This window comes from Serpentinicella alkaliphila (genome assembly GCF_018141405.1).
Lineage (GTDB): Bacteria > Bacillota > Clostridia > Peptostreptococcales > Natronincolaceae > Serpentinicella > Serpentinicella alkaliphila.
On sequence record NZ_CP058648.1, the window covers coordinates 2,884,458 to 2,906,636 of the forward strand.

18 protein-coding genes are annotated in these 22,179 nt (G+C 34.6%); 1 reads left to right on the forward strand and 17 read right to left on the reverse strand.

The annotated features are described in order from the left end of the window. Nucleotides 1-12 precede the first annotated feature (12 nt). The 13 genes from HZR23_RS14750 to HZR23_RS14810 form a co-directional block, all read right to left on the reverse strand. Nucleotides 13-1,827, reverse strand: coding sequence for an aldehyde ferredoxin oxidoreductase family protein (locus HZR23_RS14750; RefSeq protein ID WP_132847252.1), 1,815 nt, complete (start codon nt 1,825-1,827; stop codon nt 13-15). A gap of 175 nt (nt 1,828-2,002) precedes the next feature. Continuing rightward, nucleotides 2,003-3,916 carry a sigma-54-dependent Fis family transcriptional regulator gene (locus HZR23_RS14755; protein WP_132847253.1) on the reverse strand — a complete coding sequence of 638 codons (1,914 nt, stop codon included), beginning with the start codon at nt 3,914-3,916 and terminating at the stop codon, nt 2,003-2,005. Between the two features lie 19 nt (nt 3,917-3,935). Further along, complete coding sequence (locus HZR23_RS14760) at nt 3,936-4,190, reverse strand: hypothetical protein (protein ID WP_132847254.1); 255 nt, start codon at nt 4,188-4,190, stop codon at nt 3,936-3,938. A 478-nt stretch (nt 4,191-4,668) separates the two neighbouring features. Beyond that, nucleotides 4,669-5,679, reverse strand: coding sequence for a TRAP transporter substrate-binding protein (locus HZR23_RS14765; RefSeq protein ID WP_165913577.1), 1,011 nt, complete (start codon nt 5,677-5,679; stop codon nt 4,669-4,671). Between the two features lie 112 nt (nt 5,680-5,791). Then, nucleotides 5,792-7,063: a TRAP transporter large permease gene (locus HZR23_RS14770; protein WP_132847256.1), complete on the reverse strand. Its 1,272-nt coding sequence runs from the start codon at nt 7,061-7,063 to the stop codon at nt 5,792-5,794. Beyond that, a complete protein-coding gene (locus HZR23_RS14775) occupies nt 7,063-7,560 on the reverse strand; it encodes a TRAP transporter small permease (RefSeq protein WP_165913578.1) in 498 nt (165 codons plus the stop codon). The genes HZR23_RS14770 and HZR23_RS14775 overlap by 1 nt, the downstream gene beginning before the upstream one ends. Before the next feature lie 295 nt (nt 7,561-7,855). Continuing rightward, nucleotides 7,856-8,731 carry an aldose epimerase family protein gene (locus HZR23_RS14780; protein WP_132847258.1) on the reverse strand — a complete coding sequence of 292 codons (876 nt, stop codon included), beginning with the start codon at nt 8,729-8,731 and terminating at the stop codon, nt 7,856-7,858. 203 nt (nt 8,732-8,934) lie between these two features. Further along, on the reverse strand, nt 8,935-9,957 hold the full coding sequence (locus HZR23_RS14785; protein WP_132847259.1) for a sugar kinase: 1,023 nt from the start codon (nt 9,955-9,957) through the stop codon (nt 8,935-8,937). A gap of 144 nt (nt 9,958-10,101) precedes the next feature. Then, on the reverse strand, nt 10,102-10,746 hold the full coding sequence (locus HZR23_RS14790) for a bifunctional 4-hydroxy-2-oxoglutarate aldolase/2-dehydro-3-deoxy-phosphogluconate aldolase (RefSeq protein ID WP_132847260.1): 645 nt from the start codon (nt 10,744-10,746) through the stop codon (nt 10,102-10,104). 57 nt (nt 10,747-10,803) lie between these two features. Then, nucleotides 10,804-11,709 carry a dihydrodipicolinate synthase family protein gene (locus tag HZR23_RS14795; RefSeq protein ID WP_132847261.1) on the reverse strand — a complete coding sequence of 302 codons (906 nt, stop codon included), beginning with the start codon at nt 11,707-11,709 and terminating at the stop codon, nt 10,804-10,806. A 12-nt stretch (nt 11,710-11,721) separates the two neighbouring features. Next, the gene (locus tag HZR23_RS14800) at nt 11,722-12,888 is read right to left on the reverse strand and encodes a mandelate racemase/muconate lactonizing enzyme family protein (RefSeq protein WP_132847262.1); all 1,167 of its coding nucleotides are present in this window, start codon (nt 12,886-12,888) and stop codon (nt 11,722-11,724) included. Further along, entirely contained in the window at nt 12,878-13,603 is a 726-nt protein-coding gene (locus HZR23_RS14805) for an MBL fold metallo-hydrolase (protein WP_165913579.1), read from the reverse strand. Before HZR23_RS14805 ends, HZR23_RS14800 begins: the two co-directional genes overlap by 11 nt. 24 nt (nt 13,604-13,627) lie before the next feature. Beyond that, a complete protein-coding gene (locus tag HZR23_RS14810; RefSeq protein WP_132847264.1) occupies nt 13,628-14,407 on the reverse strand; it encodes an SDR family NAD(P)-dependent oxidoreductase in 780 nt (259 codons plus the stop codon). Between the two features lie 292 nt (nt 14,408-14,699). Between HZR23_RS14810 and HZR23_RS14815 the strand changes: the two genes are divergently transcribed. Continuing rightward, on the forward strand, nt 14,700-15,698 hold the full coding sequence (locus HZR23_RS14815; protein ID WP_132847265.1) for a LacI family DNA-binding transcriptional regulator: 999 nt from the start codon (nt 14,700-14,702) through the stop codon (nt 15,696-15,698). 1,018 nt (nt 15,699-16,716) lie between these two features. Here the strand turns inward: HZR23_RS14815 and HZR23_RS14820 are convergent. The 4 genes from HZR23_RS14820 to HZR23_RS14835 form a co-directional block, all read right to left on the reverse strand. Then, nucleotides 16,717-17,808, reverse strand: coding sequence for an ABC transporter permease subunit (locus tag HZR23_RS14820; protein ID WP_132847266.1), 1,092 nt, complete (start codon nt 17,806-17,808; stop codon nt 16,717-16,719). After that, nucleotides 17,808-18,851, reverse strand: a complete 1,044-nt coding sequence (locus HZR23_RS14825; RefSeq protein WP_132847267.1) for an ABC transporter permease subunit — start codon at nt 18,849-18,851, stop codon at nt 17,808-17,810. The genes HZR23_RS14820 and HZR23_RS14825 overlap by 1 nt, the downstream gene beginning before the upstream one ends. A gap of 1 nt (nt 18,852) precedes the next feature. Beyond that, on the reverse strand, nt 18,853-20,451 hold the full coding sequence (locus tag HZR23_RS14830; protein WP_207667819.1) for a sugar ABC transporter ATP-binding protein: 1,599 nt from the start codon (nt 20,449-20,451) through the stop codon (nt 18,853-18,855). Between the two features lie 101 nt (nt 20,452-20,552). Then, nucleotides 20,553-21,680 (reverse strand): DUF3798 domain-containing protein, encoded by a 1,128-nt coding sequence (locus HZR23_RS14835; protein ID WP_132847268.1) that lies wholly within the window; start codon nt 21,678-21,680, stop codon nt 20,553-20,555. Between the last annotated feature and the right edge of the window lie 499 nt (nt 21,681-22,179).

Consider the following 22,179-nt stretch of genomic DNA (forward strand, 5'->3'; position numbering starts at 1 on the left):
TCCACTCCTACCTTAGCTTAGTCCCAATGCTGCAGTTTTTAATCCTAACGCTTCTAATTTTTCATCTGTTGGAATCCCCTCAGCAGTCCATCCCCTTAGAGCATAATATTCCGGTAGCAATTCATCTAATTTAGTAACCCAACCTTTAGATGGTCCTTCTGGAATACCCTCTTCTAATAAACGTTTTGGCAATGTATCTTCATTAGGTGAAATACCAGCTTCTAAATTGAATAGCTTTTCAATATTCCATACGCGATCTCCAGCTTCCAATATACTTTCGGCTGTATGTTCAGTTCCAGCTACTGCATTTAATAATTTTGCATAGTCTTCAGCACCTAATGCAAAGGATGTAAATAGACATAGTCCTAGGGAGTCAATAGATGCAGTTAAATCTTGGAATATTTTTGCCCAGAATGCTTTTCCTTCTAAACTAAAACGATCAAGTTTCTCAGGTAATCCTAGAATCTCAGGAGATATTAAGTAACCTCTTACGTGACAACCTCCTCTATTTGATGTAGCATATTGTAAGCCTTGGCCTTGAATCCCTCTTGGATCATAGGCTGGTAATTCTTGTTTCTTAACACTCATAGATAAATCTGGACGACCATACATTTCCGCTAAACGATATGAACCCACTGCTAACTTATCTCCAAAACCATCCCTGTAAGCCAATTTCTTCGTCCACTCAACGATTGACTTAGGATTACCGAATTCTAATGGCTCACCTTCAATTTCTTCGGCTTTTACTAGGTCTAATTGTCTTAGTTCCATTGCAGCTGCCAAAGTAGTCCCTGTAGAAATAGTATCTAGTCCTAATTCATTACACCAATGATTTGCTTTAATAACCTCTTTTAAGTCACTAATACCACAATCTGAACCAAATGCCCAAAGTGTTTCATACTCAGGACCAGCCATTTCAACCCCATCAACACTACACCATCTACCACAGGCTATTGGACATCTATAGCAGGCAGTATTTTTCACTAAATATTTGTCCTTTAAGCTTTCACCACTGATATCATCAGCATTTTCATCAACTGCAGCTTGGAAGTTTTTATATGGATATACTCCGTTCTCATTTATAATATTTACTAAGACTGCTGTACCGTAAGTAGGTAAGCCCTGTCCAGTTACACCATTTTCTCTAATTTTTTGCATGCTTTCTTTAAAAACTGCTTTTAAAGCCTCTTCATCTTTAATTCCGACTTTATTTGATCCTTTAACAACTACCGCCTTTAGATTTTTAGATCCCATTACTGCACCTACTCCAGAGCGGCCAGCGGCACGGTCTTTATCATTCATAACCGCAGCAATTAAACTTAAATTCTCACCACCTGGCCCAATAGCCAATACCTTTGCCTTAGCCCCATGTTCCGCTTGAAGTAAATCTGTTGCTTCTCCAACTAATTTCCCCCATAGGTGCTCAGCTGATTTAAGTTCCACCTGATCGTCAACAATATTTAAATAAACCGGTTCCTCTGATTGGTCTTCAAAAATAACCATGTCATAACCAGCAGATTTCAATTCTGCTCCAAAAAATCCACCTGAATTTGAGCTAGCAATTGTACCTGTCAAAGGTGATTTTGTAACAACCATATAACGTCCACCAGTAGGTGTTGGTGTTCCTGTTAAAGCCCCAGTAACTATCATAAGTTTATTTTCTGGACTTAAAGCATCTACCTTTGGATCAACTTCATCCATCATAAATTTGGTTCCTAAACCTCTACCACCAATAAACTTATTAGCTACGTCTAAATCCAAGGCTTCAACCTTAATCTCTTTTGTCTTTAGATTAATTCTTAGGTACCTTCCATTATATCCGTACATAAAATCCCTCCTTTTATATTGTATCTATTTATATAGCAAGAAGGATGCCAAAGGCTACACTCCCCGGATTATAAGGATTATAATCATTATAGTTTTTTAAGAGTTCTATTATGGAACAGTTTTTACATAAAAAGACGTTCCATTAAGGAACAATGTTCAACAATGGAACGTCTTTTTAAACTCTTTCGTATTCAATTAAATACTCATTTAATTTTCTATACAAGGTATTTCTACCTATACCTAGTACCTTTGCAGTATTTGAAATATTATGTCCTTGGTTATGTAGAACCCTCTCTATATGTTCTTTCTCAATGAATTTTAGAGATACCATCTCGACGTTTTTATCCTTAAAATCTTCAAGTATATTTTCAGGTTTCAGAAACTCTACTGGCAACCTCTCTTTGTTAATTGCCAACTCAATGAAATTTTCCAACTCTCTAACATTCCCTGGCCAAGAATACCCTTTTAGCAAATCCATTTCATGCTCAGTAATAAGTAGAGGCTTTTTATTTATTCTATAAGCTATCTTCTGCATAAAGTATTCTACTAAGAGAGGTATATCCTCCGGCCTTTCCCTTAATGGCATAATCTCCATTGGGATAACATATAAACGATAATATAAATCCTGTCTGAAATTACCTTTTCTAACTTCATCCTTAAGGTTTTTATTTGTAGCTGCTATGATTCTCACATCCACGGTGATTTCCCTCGATCCACCAACTCGAACAATAGTAGACTCTTCAATTGATCTTAATAGCTTAGTTTGCATTTCCAGTGGCATTTCACCTATCTCATCTAAAAAAATCGTCCCCCCATCAGCAACCTCAAACTTTCCAACCTGCCCTCCTCTTTTAGCCCCCGTAAAAGCCCCATCATCATATCCAAAGAATTCTGACTCCATAAGATTCCTAGGAATAGCACCACAATTAATGGCAACAAAGGCCTCCTTTGCCCTCCTACTATAGTTATGTATCGCTTGAGCAAAAATCTCTTTACCACAACCACTCTCACCAGTTATTAAAACTGTAGATCTACTGTCTGCTACTTTTTTTCCAAAGGCTATAAGATCTAACATTTTAGGTGTACAACCAATAATTTTGTCAAATGTATAAACAGCTTTTCGTCCATATATCTTATGAGCAAGCTTCCTTACTTTCTTAATGTCATTAAACATTAGAATAATACCATGTACCTCTTTTCCTTCGTTTACTTTATAAGCATTCAAATTAAAATATAATTTATTTGTCCTAGCTTGAATAATTACATCTTCATTTTGATAGTCATCCATCGTTAATATGTCATGTTGTACTTTTTCCCAATCTGTAACTAAAGAACGAATATTTAATGCCTCAAAAACACCCTTTTGATACCCGAACATTTTACAAGCCTGGTCATTTGAACTTAAAACATCACCATTTAAGTCAACATGTACAATACCTTCTTTAATAGAATTAAACAAGGACTCAATTAAAACATTACTGTCCTTTAAAAGTCGATTTTTCTTATTCAATGACATAATCGACTCAATAGCTGTGACAGCAGATACTACCATACCCAAAGTATGTGAATGAACAGCATCACAATTACCCGTTAAATCTAATGAACCAATAATATTTCCCTCAACATCATGAATAGGTGCTCCAGAGCAGGTCCACATATGATAAGCCTTAATGAAATGCTCTTTACCAGATATTTGAACAGGCCTATTTTCAGCTATTGACGTTCCCATAGCATTTGTACCAATACAATCTTCACTCATATAAGCTCCGGGAATCATCTTATATCTTCTGGCCTTTTCTAAAATCAGATCATCACCGGTTACCATTAATATGCAACCCTCTTCATCAGTTAGCATCGTGAAAAAATCAGAGCCTTTAACAAAATCATATAATTTATCAATAAAAGGTTTTGCTGCAATTATCAAATCCTTCTTTTTCAATAAACGTTGATTTAATTCATCGCCTTCTATAATCTTTTTGCTAATAACTTGGTCCTCAGAAATACCATAAGCGACACACCTTCTGTGGGACTCTTCGAGAAAATTACTTTCTTTAACGTCATCAAGCACAAATTCATTTAAATTCAGCATGTTTCTCCCCCCCTACTTATCAACCGCCACCTCTCATAAACTTGTAGCGGTACTTCATAATTATATCTCTACAAACAGTTTCATTACCATAAAACATCACTTTCGTTCTAGGAATGTTTAACCTTTGATTACTAGATCTAGGTAATGGAGTCAGTTCAACAGTCCACCCATCCCCTACAAACCTATGCTCTTCCTTTTGAACCTTTGAGATCAGTTTAAAATATTCAATCATTTCTTTCATTTCTATCCCACTTATAATTTCATAAGAAAACACAGCCCTCACTCCATATTTCTATTCTATATTATAAAACTTCTACCTTCAATAACCTTAATCCAATCAGTTATGTCCAAACCCAAACATAACCAAAACCAACAAATTTACACCTAGAAACTACCTACAAACACTTACATATTAATAATTCTCTTTTAAAAGATATACACTTGAAACAGATAATAATTAATTCCTTAGTTTACCATTTTCACTTCTATATCTATTTTAACAAATTTATCCGGACCAGTTATAGGAATACGCAATACTAAATTTTTTTTAAAAAAATGTAACCATTCATATTTTAAATCTAGAAAATAACAAAAGCATTTTCACGGGTATTTCTCTTATATTACATCCCTTATAATTACTATACAACAACTTAAGTTTCTTTTGTCCTCATTACCTACATATTAACATAAAAAAAGAGCAATCTCATATTTAGATCTTCCATCTATTTCGAGACTGCCCTTTAACTTATATTTTACTTTGCATCAATTATTTCTTGTAATATTTTTTCGCCATTTTCTAAGCCCACAGCATATTCACTCCAATATGGTTTAAATAAATCAAGTAAGGACTGTTTATCTTCAATATTTGTAATTGCAACTCCTGCAGCTTCCAATTTTTCAAAGGCAGCGTTAACATCTGTAAAGAAGTTGTTAATGTGAAAATCTTTTACTTCAAGAGCAACTCTTGATAGTATTTCTTTGTCTTCATCAGATAAATCATTCCATTTCTTTTCACTAACTGCTAAACCTAGAGTCGAAATAATATGTCTAGTATCCGTAAGGTATTTTGCCGATTCATAAAAACCTAATTGTTCCAGTAAAATTGGGTCCCCATCCACAGCATCAACGATATGTGACTGTAATGCAGTAAAGGCCTCTCCCCATGGAATCGGTGTCGGTTTCATTCCTAAACGTTGAAAAGTATCCATATATAACTTTGCTTCTGGTGAGCGTACTAAAATATTATGAAAATCTTTAATTTCATAAATAGGCTTTTTAGTTAAAAATACTCTATTTGCATTCTGATGCCAACTAAGAGGTCTAATTCCCTTTAAAGTGATTAATTTATCTTCGAAAGCTTTCATTGTATCACTAGCCAATACAGCCTCTGCATGTTCAAAGTCTCTTAAAATAAACGGAAGTGCAATCATTCCAAATTCAGGCACTATAGTACTCAACATAGAACCATCAACAAAAGCCATAGCAAGTACTCCAAACTCTAGAGCTTCCATATTTTCCGGTAGAGTGCCCAACTGTCCCGCAGGGAAAACTTCAACTACAATACGACCATTTGATTCTTCTAAAACCCTTTTCGCATACTCGTTAGCTGTTTTATCACCCAACGTGCCAACAGCCAATATATGCCCGAACTTTAAAACAACCTTTTCTTCTGTTTTGCTTGCAACGTTTGTTTTTTTTGCACAACCAATAACACTCGTACTAAGTAATACCAAAACTAACATCAGAGTAACTAGCTTTTTCATTTTATTCCTCCTCAAATTATTTATTAAATGAAGATTAATATTAAAATGCATTTTCGATGCATTTTTAATAACCACAAAGACAGCACACTTAGTGTTTCGTAAATTAAATTACTTAAGACATTAAATTTGGAATAAATAGCACAACTTTAGGGAAAAACACCATAAAAGTAACTATTGCTAGTATCCAAATAACAAATGGTAATATGTGAGCAAAAGCTCTTTCAGTAGGTGTATTTTTAACTCCAGCCACTATGTATACCAGCATTCCAACAGGAGGTGTTAAAGCACCGAGCACCAAAGTAATAACTATGATTATAGCAAAGTGTAGTGGATCATAACCAAATCGACCTATTAGAGGTACTAATACCGGAACAACCATAATAATAGCAGCTGTTGTATCAACAAACATTCCTAATGCCACTAAAAACCCTATTACAATAAATAAAACTATGTAGGCATTATCAGAAATTTGCAGGATTGAATTAAGTACTAGACTAGAGAAGTTTTCACGCGCCATGATGAAGCCAAAAATTGATGCTACAGCTATAACAAACATCGCTGGTACTGTTGATAATGTAGCGTTAAGCAAAGCTCTTTTTATCTTCTCAATGGTTAAGCTCTTTGTAACCAATCCGTAAATCAATCCATAAACACAGGCTATTGCACCAGACTCAGTAGCCGTAAATATACCCGATAAAATTCCACCCATTATAATAATTGGCATAATTAAAGCTCCAATGGCTTTTACAAAACCATTCCCTATAACCTTTAAACTAGCCCTTTTACTAGGTACGAATCCATTCTTTCTCGCATAAAAATAACTTATGCCCATAAAACCAATACCGGCTACAATCCCTGGAAATACCCCAGCTAAAAACAATTTACCTACCGATATATTAGTTACACTAGAATACATTATCATTATTATACTTGGAGGTATAATAGGACCTAAAGCAGCACAGGAAGCTATTAAAGAAACAGCAAACCCTTCATCGTAGCCATCCTTCGTAAGAGACGGCACCATAATACCACCAATTGCAGAGGCATCTGCGGCTCCAGAGCCAGAAATTCCGGCCATTAACATACCAGACATTACTGTAGTTTGGGCTAGTCCTCCAGTAATATGCCCCACTAGAGTTTTAGAAAAATCGAGTATTCTTTGGGTAATATTAGCTTCCGTCATTAGATGTCCAGCAAGCATAAAAAAAGGTATCGCCATCAAAGAGAAGGAATCTGTAGCCGTAAACATTTTTTGTGCCATAACTATACCCGGAAGATTTGAATTGCTAGCGATAGAAAGAGTAGCAGAGACCGCCATTACATAACCGATTGGCATACCTAAAATTAATAAGATTAAAAAACTTAGAAATAATATGCTTAGCATTAGACTCCCCCTTTTCTAACAACTCTCTTAGCACTAACTATTTTAATATCGTCTACTAACTTCTCAAGACAATATAGAATTAATAGCACTGCACAAATAGGTTGCGCAGTATAAACATAGTTAATAGGTATATTAATTCCTTGGGCTATTGTTTTTGTCGATCTAAACACCAGATGCATGCTACTAAAAAAATAGTATCCTGCAAAAAACGTTATTAATAGTGTGTTAAATATATTGATAAAATCTACAATTTTTTTGTCCATGCGACTTGTAACCAAATCAAATGCCGCATTCATATTTTTTCTAAAAGTAACAGGAATGCCCAACATAATCATCCATATAAACATATACCTAGCCGTTTGTTCAGTCCAAGTTAATGGTGATTTAAAGATATATCTCGCCACAACTTGTACAATAACAATAGAGACGAATGTACATAGCAAAGCTATAAGCACCCTAGATACTAACTTTTCCGTTCCATCAATTATTTTTTTCATTTTTACCTCCCTATTAATCCATCCGAATTTGAACTTAATTCTCCTCTTGTTTTTTTGGGTCATATAGGTAGTTCTGTGTTTTTCTGAAACAATCATTTTGTTTCATATGTGTTTCAAATAATTAGTTCATCTCATCTTCATTATATCACCTTTATACCAGTCTTTCAATATTGTTTTACCATAAATTATCATTTTTTTGTATATGTTACGTTTCATAAATTTGTAATATGTTTCATTGCATTTTCATTTTGAGTTTCATAGTTCCTCTTTCATAAGTAACTTGATCAAACAAATTCTAACCTATCGTTATACTGTAACTCAAATCCAAAGCCTTTCCAACTTCTATTCTTTTAATTCTAGGTTTATCTCCGAACTCACAAGGCAACGAACCCTCTAAATCATCTATTCCACACCACGGCTCTATACAGATAAATTCAGCATCATCAACCATACTCTCTCTGGTCCATAATCCCAAAACTTCAAATCCATCAAAATTTAGGATCACTTTGAAGTTAATTTCTTCATTAATAAGCATAGCACTGCTAACTAAGTCTTCAATGATTATTGGGCCATTTCTAAAATCATCAGGTTTTAATTTGTATCTATTCACATCTAGTTCAATTATCTCTTTTGTCAAAGAAAGTAAGTCCCTATACCTCCTACGTGTAATAACATCTATTCTTCTATTAAAAACAATTGAATAATCCTCTAGTTTCGTGTTCTGTTCAAGCTTAAAACCAGGATGCCCACCAACACTTGCATATATCGTTTTATCATCTTTATTAACTATTTTATACAAGACACGCAATGTTGAATTTTCGATACTATGAGTAACAAAAAAATCAAACTTATAAGGAAAGACTTCCAAGGTTTCAGAACTATGACTCAACAACATCTTTACGTGCGAGTCAGATTCTTCAACTTTTTTAAAAAAACAATCCTTAGCAAAACCATGCACAGGCATACCGTAAGCTTCACCTTCAACAATTATACTATCATTGTGTAGCCTTCCAATCACAGGAAAAAGTATTGGAGATTGGCGACTCCATCCCTCAGATTTCCCCTCGTACAAATAATTCCTATTCCCATTCTTATCAAACAAATAGGAGAGTTCACAACCTCTTGCATTTATTTTAGCGATAATATGTTGATTTTCTAGATGATAAATCATACAAAAAACTCCTTTAATTTTCTACAAACGATGTAACACTTAAAATTCCAACCTTCATTTAATTCTTAGGGTGTTTTGTTAATCAACAGTATATTTATTACACAAAAGAAATACCAAAACTAGCGAGCATATCAAACCAGGTAGTTTATAGCAAAATGTATTTTTTCTGCAAAACTTTCTCCATAGTTAGCGCAGTTTAACCCCTACCTCTGAACTCTTCCAGAACCGTCACCCGCCATCAAAGCTTTAACATCCTTAATACTTACCTGATTAAAATCACCTTCAATTGTGTGTTTTAAGCAAGATGCTGCAACTGCAAACTCAACTACTTCTTGAGGATTATCTATTTCTAATAACCCATACAACAACCCACCAACAAAAGAATCCCCACCACCAACTCGATCAACTAGTTGAATATCATACTTCTTCGAGAAGTATGCATTACCCCCAGTATAAATCATCGCAGACCAACCATTCACACTAGCCGAGTAGCTTTCTCTAAGAGTTATAGCAATCGTTTTACAACCAAACCGCTCTTCTATCTCCTTTGCTACAAGAATATAGCCGTCTTTGTTTATTTTTCCACCAACAACATCAGTGTCGTTGGATTTAATTCCAAAAACCTTCTCCGCATCCTCCTCATTAGCAATACATACATCCACATATTCCATAAGACTGGTCATAACTTGCTTCGCCTTTTTCTCGGACCATAAATTTTTTCTGTAATTAAGATCACAACTTACTTTAATCCCCTTTTCTTTACAAATTTTCAGTGCTTCTAACGTAATTTCTATGCAATTATCCGACAAAGCAGGTGTAATACCAGTAACATGAAACCACTCTACCCCATCAAGAATACTATTCCATTTAAACTCACCGGATTCTGCCATGGATATAGAAGAATATTTACGATCATATATTACTTTAGAAGGCCTTTGAGAGGCACCTTTTTCAACATAATACATACCAAGCCTTTCTCCACCAACCAATACATTACTTGTATCTACCCCATAGCTTTTCAACACCCTTATAACCGATTTGCCCATATCATTATCCGGAACCTTCGTTACAAAACTCGAATCAATCCCATAGTTAGCCAAAGACACCGCAACATTAGCCTCTCCTCCCGCAAAAGTCAATTCAAACAAGTTTGTTTGAACTACCTTTTTAAATCCAGGGGGACAGAGCCTCCCCATTATTTCTCCAAAACATATAACTCTACTCATATGTATCCTCCTTTACATTTTTAATTTATACATAATAGACCTCTACATTTTTATAGTTATATTTTTTCTAAATACTCAATCTTGGGTAAATAGCTAATTTTTAAATCCGCCAAATAAGATTAATTATAAATCCAAGGAATCCCACTACTCAAGGCGATCACAAAATCTCTTTGCCAACTCCGTTAACTCATGAAACCTACCTTCACTTATCAACTTCTTATTCACTAGACTTGATCCAACTCCAACACCAACTATACCAGTATCCATATATAATCTCAGATTATCTAAATCTATACCACCTACAGCTAGCATAGGTATATGACTAACAGGGGATCTTATAGATTTAATATATTGTGGTCCAAAAGCATCTACAGGAAATATCTTTACAAAGGAGGCACCTACATTATAAGCATTCGTTATTTCAGTTGGGGTCAAAACTCCAGGTATAGATACCACACCCAACCCAACAGTCTTTACCACTACATCTGCATCAAAATTCGGAGAGATTATATATTTCGCACCAGCCTTTACAGCTAATTCCACTTGTTCAACCGTCATAACAGTTCCTGCCCCCACACAAATCTTATCCCCCAAACAAAGAGATAAGTTTTTAATAGCCTCAAAAGTATCTTGGTTCCCCGTAGCACTTGATTGATCAAATGTAACTTCAATAAGTTTTATACCTCCAGCATATAGCGCTTCTGCAGTCATAATAATTTTGTCAGACCCTATACCTCTAACTATTGCAATTATTTTGTTTTCTTTTATACATTTTATTGTATCTTCCATATTCCACACCCCTTATTTTACCGCAAGCGAGCAAACCACATCTTTACACCAAAGCTTTTAATACTCAAAATACTCTTTGATTTCATTGAAGTAATATTCAAATAGTTTTTGATAATAATCATCACTATCGAAAGTCGGCTTTCTACAATAATCACTCTCTATAATTCCTCGTTTTTTCAATATCTTTTTCTCAAAACTTATTATCATTTCAACATTTTGCCTAATATGATTAAGTATCTCAATAAGCTTTGTATGAATCTTAATAGCTTCAATCCTTTTACCTTCTAAATAAAGGTTATAGACTTTAATATATACATCATACATAGAACAGCCTGGCATCGCACCAATAGCACCCCTATCAAAAGCCTCTATAAATTGGTACCCTGCATTTCCAATAAATATTTTAGCCTTTCCATTAGTCTCTTTTAGCATCGTACTAACATATTTTCCATTTGGTTTGTTTTCTATTTTAAAATACTCTATATTAGGAACTGTATTACTTAGCTCAATAAAAACATCCGGCGTAATAGTTACACCCGTTTCTTCCGGCGCATATTGAACCATTATAGGTATGTTAACCGCCTCTCCTACAGCCTTTATATGCTCATATATTGGTTTAGCCCCTGGCTTTAAGTAGAAAGGCGGCAAAAGCATAAGTGTATCCGCCCCTTGCTCCTCAAGGAACTTAGCTCTCTCTACCGCAACCTCAGTAGCATGAGATGTGACCGATATTATGGATGGTACATTTGCTTTTTTACACTCATCAACTAAAATTTTAATTTGTTGGTTTCCCTCACCTTCAGTTACCTTGTAGTATTCACCAGCAATACCAAAAAGTGTTAATGCGCCACATCCTCCCTCTATTAAAACTCTAACTAAATTTCTCATACTGTCATAATCTACATTCCCTTTGTCCGTAAACGGCGTCGCTACTATCGGACATATTCCTTTTAGTTCAACCATTCAACCCCCCCCTTAATAAGTATATTTTTGTAAAAACTCATTCCTTGGTTCAACTCCCAAACCCACTTCTTGCGACAAATAAAAATACCCTTCACTACAACTCATGTTACCCGTTAAATACTTAAGATTTTTATCAAATATAGAATGTTGATATTCGTGATACACACAATTAGATAAAGTAACCGAAGCATGCAAGCTTGCAGCTTGAAAAATCCCAATCCCAATACTCGCATGTGGCATAACCAATTGATTAAAACCCATAGAAGTTCTGCAAATATCTACAAATGCTGTTATGCCAATCCTCCCCATTTCAGGTTGTATTACATTCATACATCTATTAACAAATCTAGGTATATACTCGTGAATAGTTCTCAACTCCTCACCTATACCAACATTAGTCTTAACACTCCTAACCACATGGGCTTGCCCTTCTACATCTTCTGGTTTCACAGGGGCTTCAGCAAGATATAAATCATATTGATTCATTCTTTCAATTAAGTTAATCGCCTCTAAAGATGTATATCTCCAGTGCATATCTACAAGTATTTTAGCTTCCTTCCCCATAGCATCTCTCAAGGACTTAACCTCAACCTCTGGCTCATTAACATTAAGTACAATGGGAAGTTTTACAGCGTCGAACCCTTTATCCTGCCAAAACTTTGCCATTTCAGCTCTCTCACTAGTTGTTGGAACCGGAAGTCCAGATATATAAGCCTTTACTTTCTGCGTTTCCGAGGCCCCTAAAAGCTCACACACCTGTTTTTTTAGTATTTTGCCCTTCAAATCCCACAAAGCAATATCAACAGCACTAATTGCATCTAAATAAAAGCCTCCAAAATAACCCCTAACCCTCATTGCGTTATACAAATCCTCATATATAGCAACTACATCAATCGGGCTTCTTCCTAGTATTTGAGGTTCAATAATTGTTTTAACAATTGCCTCAGTTACTTCAGGGCCCACAAAAGCGACACATTCACCCCAGCCAACCTTACCACTTTCCGTGGTAATTTTAACCAAAAGGGATTGATCATAAATACTATATATACTTTTATTTGCCCCACGAACAAAGTACCCATTGGCATTTACATACTCATCCTTATTTAACTCACCTAAATAAGGCGTATCTCTAGGTATCCTAACTTTATACGTTTCGACTCGTGTAATCTTATCCTTCACTCTTCCACCCCTTATTAAATTCAAAGATTTTATAATTATCCAATATCAAAACCTTTGTATCCTCACCTACCAACATCGAATAATTGCAAGGGTCTTCTCCATACTTTTCGAACATATCATAGTGGTAAGGTATTGCGATAATAGGTTTTAATCTATTCGTTAACCTTGCTGCATCTACGCAATTCATGTTGTTCCCAGCTCCATTAATACACGTTATTAAAACATCTATCTTCTCGTTTATAAAATCAAATATCTTGCTTGTATAAAGAGTATCCCCCGTGATATAGACAGTTCTGTCTTCCAGCGTCATGCATATACCTACAGCATCAACATCTTCATGCTCTGCATATATAGCTTTACACAAAACATCACCTAAAGAGATCTCTACTCCAGGATTAAAAAGTATAAAGTTATGGTTATAATACTTAGGTTTTAATTTTTCATACACACTAGTTGGACAAATCACAGTTATTGTTTTTCTCTCTAACAACATTTCATCTAAAGTATCAAAATTCATATGATCTTCATGAGTATGTGATATGAACAATATATCAATGTCATAACTATAAAAATTCATATTAACAGGAACCAACCTTCTAAAAGCATCTCCTTTTTTAACAAACAGAGAATTTGATAAATACGGATCTATCATAATCTTAGTTCCTAAGTCGCTTTCAACAACCAATCCCGCTTGACCTATCCTCAAAATTTTCAAAACCATCCACCCTTTAATTATTTATTATTTACCCGGTAAAACTCGCTTCGAGTAAATATTATCAATGCCACTAGGCAAGACCTTCCCTCCATCAACAAGCATATCTATGCCCGTTATAAAAGACGCTTTATCAGAAACAAGAAAAGATACTACTTCAGCCACTTCTTCAACTTGACCACAGCGTTGCAAAGGGGTTTTTGAAATAACAAAATTCTCTCTATTTGATAATTGGTTATTATGTACTTGAATAAGCCCCGGAGCAACAGCATTTACCCTAATTCCATACGGCGCAAGTTCAAGGGCTGAGTGCTTTGTAAATTTTGAAAGCGCAGCCTTTAAAGACCCATAAACGCTAGTTTCAGGAAATATTGATTGTTGATGATGAGATGTTATATTAACAATACACCCCTTAATATTATTACAAATCATGTTTTTAGCAGCACGCTGCGTTGCAAAATAGTGGCTTTTAAAGTTTGTTCGAAACAACTTATCCATCATTTCCTCCGTTGTATCAATAAGCTTGCTCGTTCTTGTGATCCCTGCATTATTTACTAAAACATCAATTTTTCCATAGGTTTCAAAAAAAACATCAAACATTTTACCTTGTTCTACCAAGTTTCCTATATTAGCTCGAATGACAATAGCCTTTCTACCCTTCTCCCTAACCAACCCAGCAACCTCTTCAGCCTTCTCAACGCTACTTTCACAATTTATTCCCAAGTCATACCCATCCTCAGCTAACTTTAAAGCAATCCCCCTCCCTATACCACTAGAAGATCCAGTAACCAATGCAGTTTTTTGCATTTATAACACCTCTTATCTTTCTGAAACATTTTTGGTTATGTTTCATTTGTTTTCAAAGCCATTCTATTTATGTTGAGTTGTTTTTGTATTGTGCTTGATATAATAATAACACGTGTTTTTGGGGTTTTCAATATAAAATGAGTGTAAAAAAACTTTTTTTGTTTCATTTATATTTCATTGTGTTTCTTAATTGTTTCTTAAATTTTCACTATTATTGTGAAATTATTTTTAAAACTCATTGAATTTTTCTTTTTTTTTTGTTATTCTAAAAAAAAACTCGAGGTGCTTTTTAATGGTAAATATAAGAGATATAGCAAAAATTGCAGGGGTATCACCAAGTACAGTATCCCGCGTACTAAATAAAAACTCAAATGTTAAGGACGAAACTAGGGATCATGTTTTATCTGTTTTAGAGAGCTTGGATTATGTTCCAAAACAAAAACCACAGGAGATAGTTAAGAAACGTATTGGAATTATCGTTCCAAAGTTTACTGCACATGACTTTGAACAACATCCAACAATCTACTCAATTGTCACCTATTTTATAGATGCACTATCTCACTTAAACTATGAAAATTCAATTGTAATATTGGATGAAACTATAGATAGTGTTTCTTTGCAACAATATGACGGTCTATTAATAACTGGTACAGGTCTACAAGAAGAAGATTTACTTATTTCCATACTTCAATCTAAAAAAATTCCTTCTGTATTTATTAACCGACTAATTTCTAACAAAAATATTAGTTCTGTGAACATAGACGATGAGCACGCAACATATATCGCCACCAAACACTTAATAGATTTAGGTCATGAAAGAATAGCTTTAATTAATGGTAACGAGCAATTTAGAAATTCTAAACTGAGACTGAAAGGATACAAACAAGCTTTAAGTAACCATAATATCACTTTAAAACCTGAATATATTAGGCACGGTATATTCGATGAGCATTCAGGTTATGTATTGTGTAAAGAATTACTAACTTTGGAGGATAGGCCAACTGCAATGACTATAACGTCTGATACCATAGCTTTAGGAGCCCAGAGAGCTTTAAAAGAAGCTAATTTATCACTACCAAAAGACATGGCTATGGTAGGCTTTGGAGACATTTCGATTGCATCCCAACTACAACCTAGTCTTACAACTATTCAAATACCAACAAAAGATATTGGCGAGGAAGCAGCTTCAATTTTAGCTCATCTAATTAGCAAACCTATATTAAGATGTGTTCAGATATTAGCCGATACTAGACTTATCATCAGAGAGTCTTGTGGATTCAGAAGCCAATAATATAAACGCTATATATAGTTGCTAGCGATTTTTAACTAAGGAACTAACATATTTATAGTAAGTTATCACAAATTATTTAGTCATTTTTTATTGCCGAATGTTCATTAGGGATTATAAAAAAATAATGATACATTTAATTCAACAACAGACGGACTAACTAACGAATTACTTTCTTTAGGTTGAGTATATTGCTAAAGATGGAGGATGACTCTATTAAAAAAGTAGTTACACCACCTAAATTAATCTAACAACAATTATTAGAGGAAGGATTCTCATTAAAACTTCCAAGCCTTAGAAAGAATATCTGAATTATTAACCCACATCAGTGATTTTGAACTAGAAATAGATAAAAAAATCCATGGTTTTTCAGTACCATTATTCGAAAACGAAAAGCAGGATTGCTAGGTACGGACTTTTTATTTGTGTTTGATATGGAGTTGATTTCTAACGATAACAATTTAAAAGAAATTCATGAGTATAATAGGAAATTTGCAAATAGTTTTTCTAAAATGCCCAAATCCCTACGCCTCAACGTAACTAACATCACTACATTTTTTATAAAAGATGGACCTTTTAGTGAAGCCCTAATCACGTGGTCTCAAGAACAGACCAGAATTGCAACTGGTGGTGAATTTCACTCTATTTTTCTAATTAATTGTAAGAATATGATCTTTCATGGACAGGTAAATCTAAAAACCACATACCTGGAATATCTGATATTGAATTTAAAAGTTTGGATCCACAGAATCGTGGTTACTACCTCAAGAAATTATTCGTTATAAAATGGGATATTGGATTATATCTAACCAATACATTGAATCCGATACCCCATTACTTTGATCCGAACTTCCCATCTCAATTGTCTTCTTCACCCTTAGGATATGATTATTAAATCTATCTCCTCCTAAATTAAATTTTCTATAATATAAAAACTCCCACTCTTTGCCAAAAACCTAAGAATGAGAGTTTATATTCATGAATACTAAAAAACATACATATGAATATTATTTTTAAAACCTTATTTTTTTCCTTTTCTTTGCCAAGCATGTAGTAACAGGGCCAAACCTATAACTCCATACGCAACAAATACTCTAAAGAATTCTCCAATTTGACTGTCTCCCATCAGGTTTTGTCCAGCCATCGGGGATATAATAAATAGCATATGGAAAAGGAAGGTTCCCAATAAAGCCTGACCATATGTAGCCTTTGTAACCGAAGCTCCACCTATTAATAGGGACGCTACAGCAAAAAGTCCTACTTGTTCATGACTTCCATAAGTATTTAAAGTACCAATATTTTGTAGGAAAATTATTTGCCCCCATGCAGCTAGCACTGTAGAAATAATAATCGCGATAATTCTTGTTTTATCAACATTAATACCCGATACTTCTGCTATATGCATGTTTTGACCTACAGTCCTCATTTCTTGGCCTAATTTAGTTCTTAAGAAGAAAGTTAGTGCTAAGCACAGGAAACCTATGACTATTATAGTCACCATAGGTATAGCTAATCCTTGCATTGGTCTAATTTTCCAGATATTATCCAAAGACTGTCTAACAGCTATTAAATCTATACTATTTCTAACACCCATACCCGTGGACAAAATTAATTTCTCAGTTTTAAATGGAATAATAGTACCAGCAAGCATTAAAAACACCAATTGGTACACCCCATTAGCAAAATAACCTAATATCATACTTGTAATCATTTCTTTGCCTTTGGCTCTATTTAAAACCTGTCCAACTAAATAGCCAAATATTATAGCTAAAGGAGTAGATACAAGAAAGGCTATGAGTACACCCCCTAATCCACCGAAGGAATTATCAGTAACAAAAATTAATGCAATCTGACCAGCCATAGCACCTAATACAATTCCAAAATTAAGTCCCATTCCAGCTATAACAGGAATAATCAATGATATTACTAGGAAGGAGTTCCTAGCAAGTCTTATAATTACTTCATTTAAGACAAAAGTAGATTGCAACCCGGATAGGTTATAACCGATTCCACAAAGTACTACAAAAACAACAGGTACAATAAAACGGTACATATAGTCTACTGTTATTTGCCTTTTTGTTTTTACTTCAACTACTTTCACATTCTGATCCATTACGCTAGGTCACCTCCTGTTTTTCTTGTCAAGGCATAAAGAATAATCCCATTCTGAACTATAGCTCGAATAACCTCCGACATACTTCCATCGGCTAATGTATTGAGTACAGGAAGAGCCACAACCAATAAAGCTTGGAATAAAAAGGTTCCAATAACAACATGACTAATTTTAACTTTTCTAATAGATGCTCCACCAATTAAAACAGCTGCAACAGCAGGCATTGCAGAAAAAAGCGGTGCGTTATATAGCTGCAAAAACCCAAAAGATTGACTGAAAACAATGATCCCAACTGCACCTAGTATCGTTGATAAGATGACACCTAGAATTCTCTGTCTGTTTACATTGATTCCGGTAGCACTTGCAAATCTTTCATTTGATCCAGCTGCGTTCATAATAACACCATTTTTACTTTTATTAAAGAGCCATACTATAAGACAACATAGGGCAAAAAACAATAGCAACCCAGTTGGCACCTGAATACCCGCAAATCTAAAGCTTAAAAATCTATTTAAAACTTTATCTATAGAGGACTCAAGGGAAACAGTAACTCTCAGACCACTACCACCAACAGCCCAAATTAACTCTGGACTTTTAAAGGGTGCTAACAGCCAAAAAATACACATACCTGATACAACTGAAAAGCCAACATAAGTACCCACAGTCATTTCCTGCCCCTTCATTTTATTAAGCATCTGACCATAGAAATACCCAACAATCGCAGCTATGGGTATAGCCACTGCAAACGCAACGAAAAGGCCTGTAAAACCGGCTAATTTATATTCTATACTTATTAATGCTCCAATAAGGCCACATACAACCCCTAAAGGCAGGGCAAAATTTAAACCTACACCAGCTTGAATAGCAGGTACCATAGCTAAAACCAATATCCCATTCATACCTATACGTATAAGTATATCACTTATAAGTCCTGGAATAGGGATTGACAACATAGCTGCGGATATACAGAGAACTAGTAAAAAGCCACCAATAATAAGTCTAGGATATCCTACTTTTTCTATGAAATTTTTAAAGCCATCCATCCTACGACACCTCCTCTTTACCGTATTCTCCAGCCATCATTAAACCAAAATCTACATCACTGGCATTAGGAGCTAAGATACCTTCCAGCTTCCCTTCAAAGACAATAGCAATTCTATCAGAAATCGAACGGAGCTCCGCTAGTTCACTAGATGTTATAATTACTGTCATGCCTAGCTCTTTGTTAAGTTTAACAAGCAAATCTAGAACAATCTTTTTTGCACCAATATCTATTCCCCTCGTAGGCTCTGACACCAAAATGATATCTGGATCTAACGTTAACGCTCTAGCTATACATACTTTTTGCTGATTACCCCCACTAAGGCGTCTAGTTAACTGCTTTGGTCCAGTACAACGTATATCTAGCTCTTGAATCATACTTAAAGCATGTTCCCTTACAGCTTTTTCATCCATCATTTTAATACCGACTATTTTGTTTAAGAATTTTTCCTTTATTTGAAGTGCTGAAATAGCAATATTGTGTTCAATAGAATCATCTAAAAGCAAACCTACTCCTCTTCTATCCTCGGTCACAAAGGCAACTCCAGAGTCTAATGCTTTTCTAGGTTGATTTAAAGGTAACGGTTTACCATCCTTTAAAATTTCTCCTTTTGTAGGGTATAGGCCCATTATTCCATTTGCAACTCCTATTTTGCCTTGTCCCCCTAAACCACCAATACCAAGAATCTCTCCTCTACGAACATTAAGATTCAAGCCTTTAACCATCTCTCCAGGCATATCTACATATAGATCCTTTATATTTAATATACAATCCTCATCTTCTGTTTCCTCTATAAAGGTTTTATCCATATTAGTGTTTTCTATCTTTCTACCTACCATCAATTCTGCAATTTTATGGACATCTGCATCCTTTGTAGCTAGATTACATACAACTTCTCCATCTCTTAACACAGTAATATTATCAGTAATTTCTATAATTTCGTCTAGTCTATGGGAAATAAACAATATTGCAATACCCATATCTGAAAGCTTTCTTACTACTTTTAAAAATCTATCTGCTTCAGATTCTGCTAAAACAGCAGTAGGCTCATCGAATACTAATAGCTTTAAATTGTCTTTATCAATCTCCCTTGCTATCTCAATAAACTGCATATACCCGACAGGTAATCCTGCTACTGGAAGCCATTCATCAATAGACATTCCAAGCTTATCTAATGCCTCACGACTGTCCTGCCCCATTTTTTTTAAATCTAATGTTTTCATCTTTGGTCCTAATATTCTACTAAATAAATTCTCTTTAGTTATCTCTCGGTTTAGCTTAATATTTTCTGTAATGCTAAATCCTGGAATTAACATAAACTCTTGATGTACCATACCTATTCCTAACTCCATCGATTCCCTCGGTGATTTAGGATTGGCAATCTTACCATCAATCAAAATATCTCCGCCAAAGCCACCTGTACTATGAATAACTGGCATACCAAAAAGAATGTTCATTAAAGTTGACTTACCTGCACCATTCTCTCCTACTAAACCATGAATTTCTCCAGCCTTAATATTGATATTAACGCCCTTTAGTACTCTATTGCCTGAATATTCTTTACTAACATCCTTCATCTGTAATAAATATTCTGTCGCCAAACTTTTCCCTCCTTTGACAAATGAAGTCCTAAATATTGAGGTTGCCAAAGGGCAACCTCAATACATTATATCCCACTATTCTCTAAGATAAATTACTATTCTTAGAATACTTCTAACTCAGCAACAAACATTAAGAAGTTTGACAGACCATCTAGTTCAGTTACTACAACATCTCCGCCAGTTTCTTGTGATAAGTATTTTGTTATTGCAGCTTTGTCAAATTTCTCAATCTCACCTTTAGCATAAGCAATACCATATTCTACTCCAGCTCTTACCATCGCCATACTAGCTGGTGCTTTCCAAGTAGCCATTCTTCCGCTGTTTCCATTTTCATCTACTTTTGAATCGATTTGTTGCAACATATAAGCCACATCTCCAGCTTTATCAGCAGGGATTTCGATTCCTAAAGCCCCTGGATAAGCATGGTATGGTGAAGGACAACATTGCTCAGTGAAAATTGCACCTTCACTTAAAATAGTACGAATCATTGGTTCCATCATAGCACAGTTAGTTCCAAAGAATACAGTATTCTTTCCATAAGTTGCTACTTGTCTTGGAATATCTTCTAAAATAAATTGTTGTGTTCCTGGAATACCAGCATCACCTGTAGGATCTGGAGCATTTACTTCAACAAATTTTAAACCTAAATTTTCTGCAGTTTGTTTTAAAATATCTCTACGTTGAGATAAAAGCTCATAAGACATATGTCTTGGGAAAGAATAGTGTACAAAAGTTTCTGCTCCCATTTTTTTCGCGTTTTCTACGATTGTTAAACCACGAGTTAATTGGTCAACATCTAATACTACATCAGCACGAGCAGCTATTAAATCTGGATCTTCATGAGGATTACCTACTACGAACACAATATCATCTCTTGTTTCTTTTATTGTATCAATAGCTGCTGCTGTTCCTGGTACAGCTTGAACAACAACAATTGCTTTAACTTCTGGATCTGATGCTAAAGCAACAATTTGAGCTATAGTAGTTTCCTGCTCTTGCATAAATCTATCTGGATATGTAACGTGCTTGATCATATCAACACCATATCTAGCTATCATTTCTTCTGCTGCTCTAAACTCTTCTTCGTTTTGAGAAACAGTTGAAGTTACTAAACCAATTTTAAAACCTTCACTTGCATTTTGAGGTGTAGTTGCAGGTTTTTGACCGCAAGCAGCTAAACCAAGTACCATTAAACAAATCATCATTAAAGCTAATAGCTTTCTAAACATAAAAATCTCCCCCTATTTTTTTAAATATATTTTTTCATGTTACCAAATAATATTCTCTTACCACTCCCCTTAACTTTTTTTATAATTAAATAGCTTAATCTTTTATTTTTGCAATAAATTTTAAGCTAATTAAAAACATTTAGATATCTCATAATATTCAGTTAATAATGAATATTATGAGATCATAAATTCCTCTAGCCCCTTATCCTACTCAATGCTCAAAGGCACCTATTATGCTGAGATTTATTGCAGTTACGCCATATGTGTAATTTTCATTCTTTTTAACTCATATGCAGCTTATATTAATTTGGACGTATACTGTTAATTATAGCATACGCTTACTTAAAAAGGAAGAATATCCATTTATACAATTTTTTTGCCTATTTTTAGTTAGAATCTATTACTTTTTTTAATACTCTTGATATATTGAACCGAGATGGAATAGAAAATCTATCAATGAGAACACTTGCAAAGGAACTAAATATTAAAGCAGCATCCT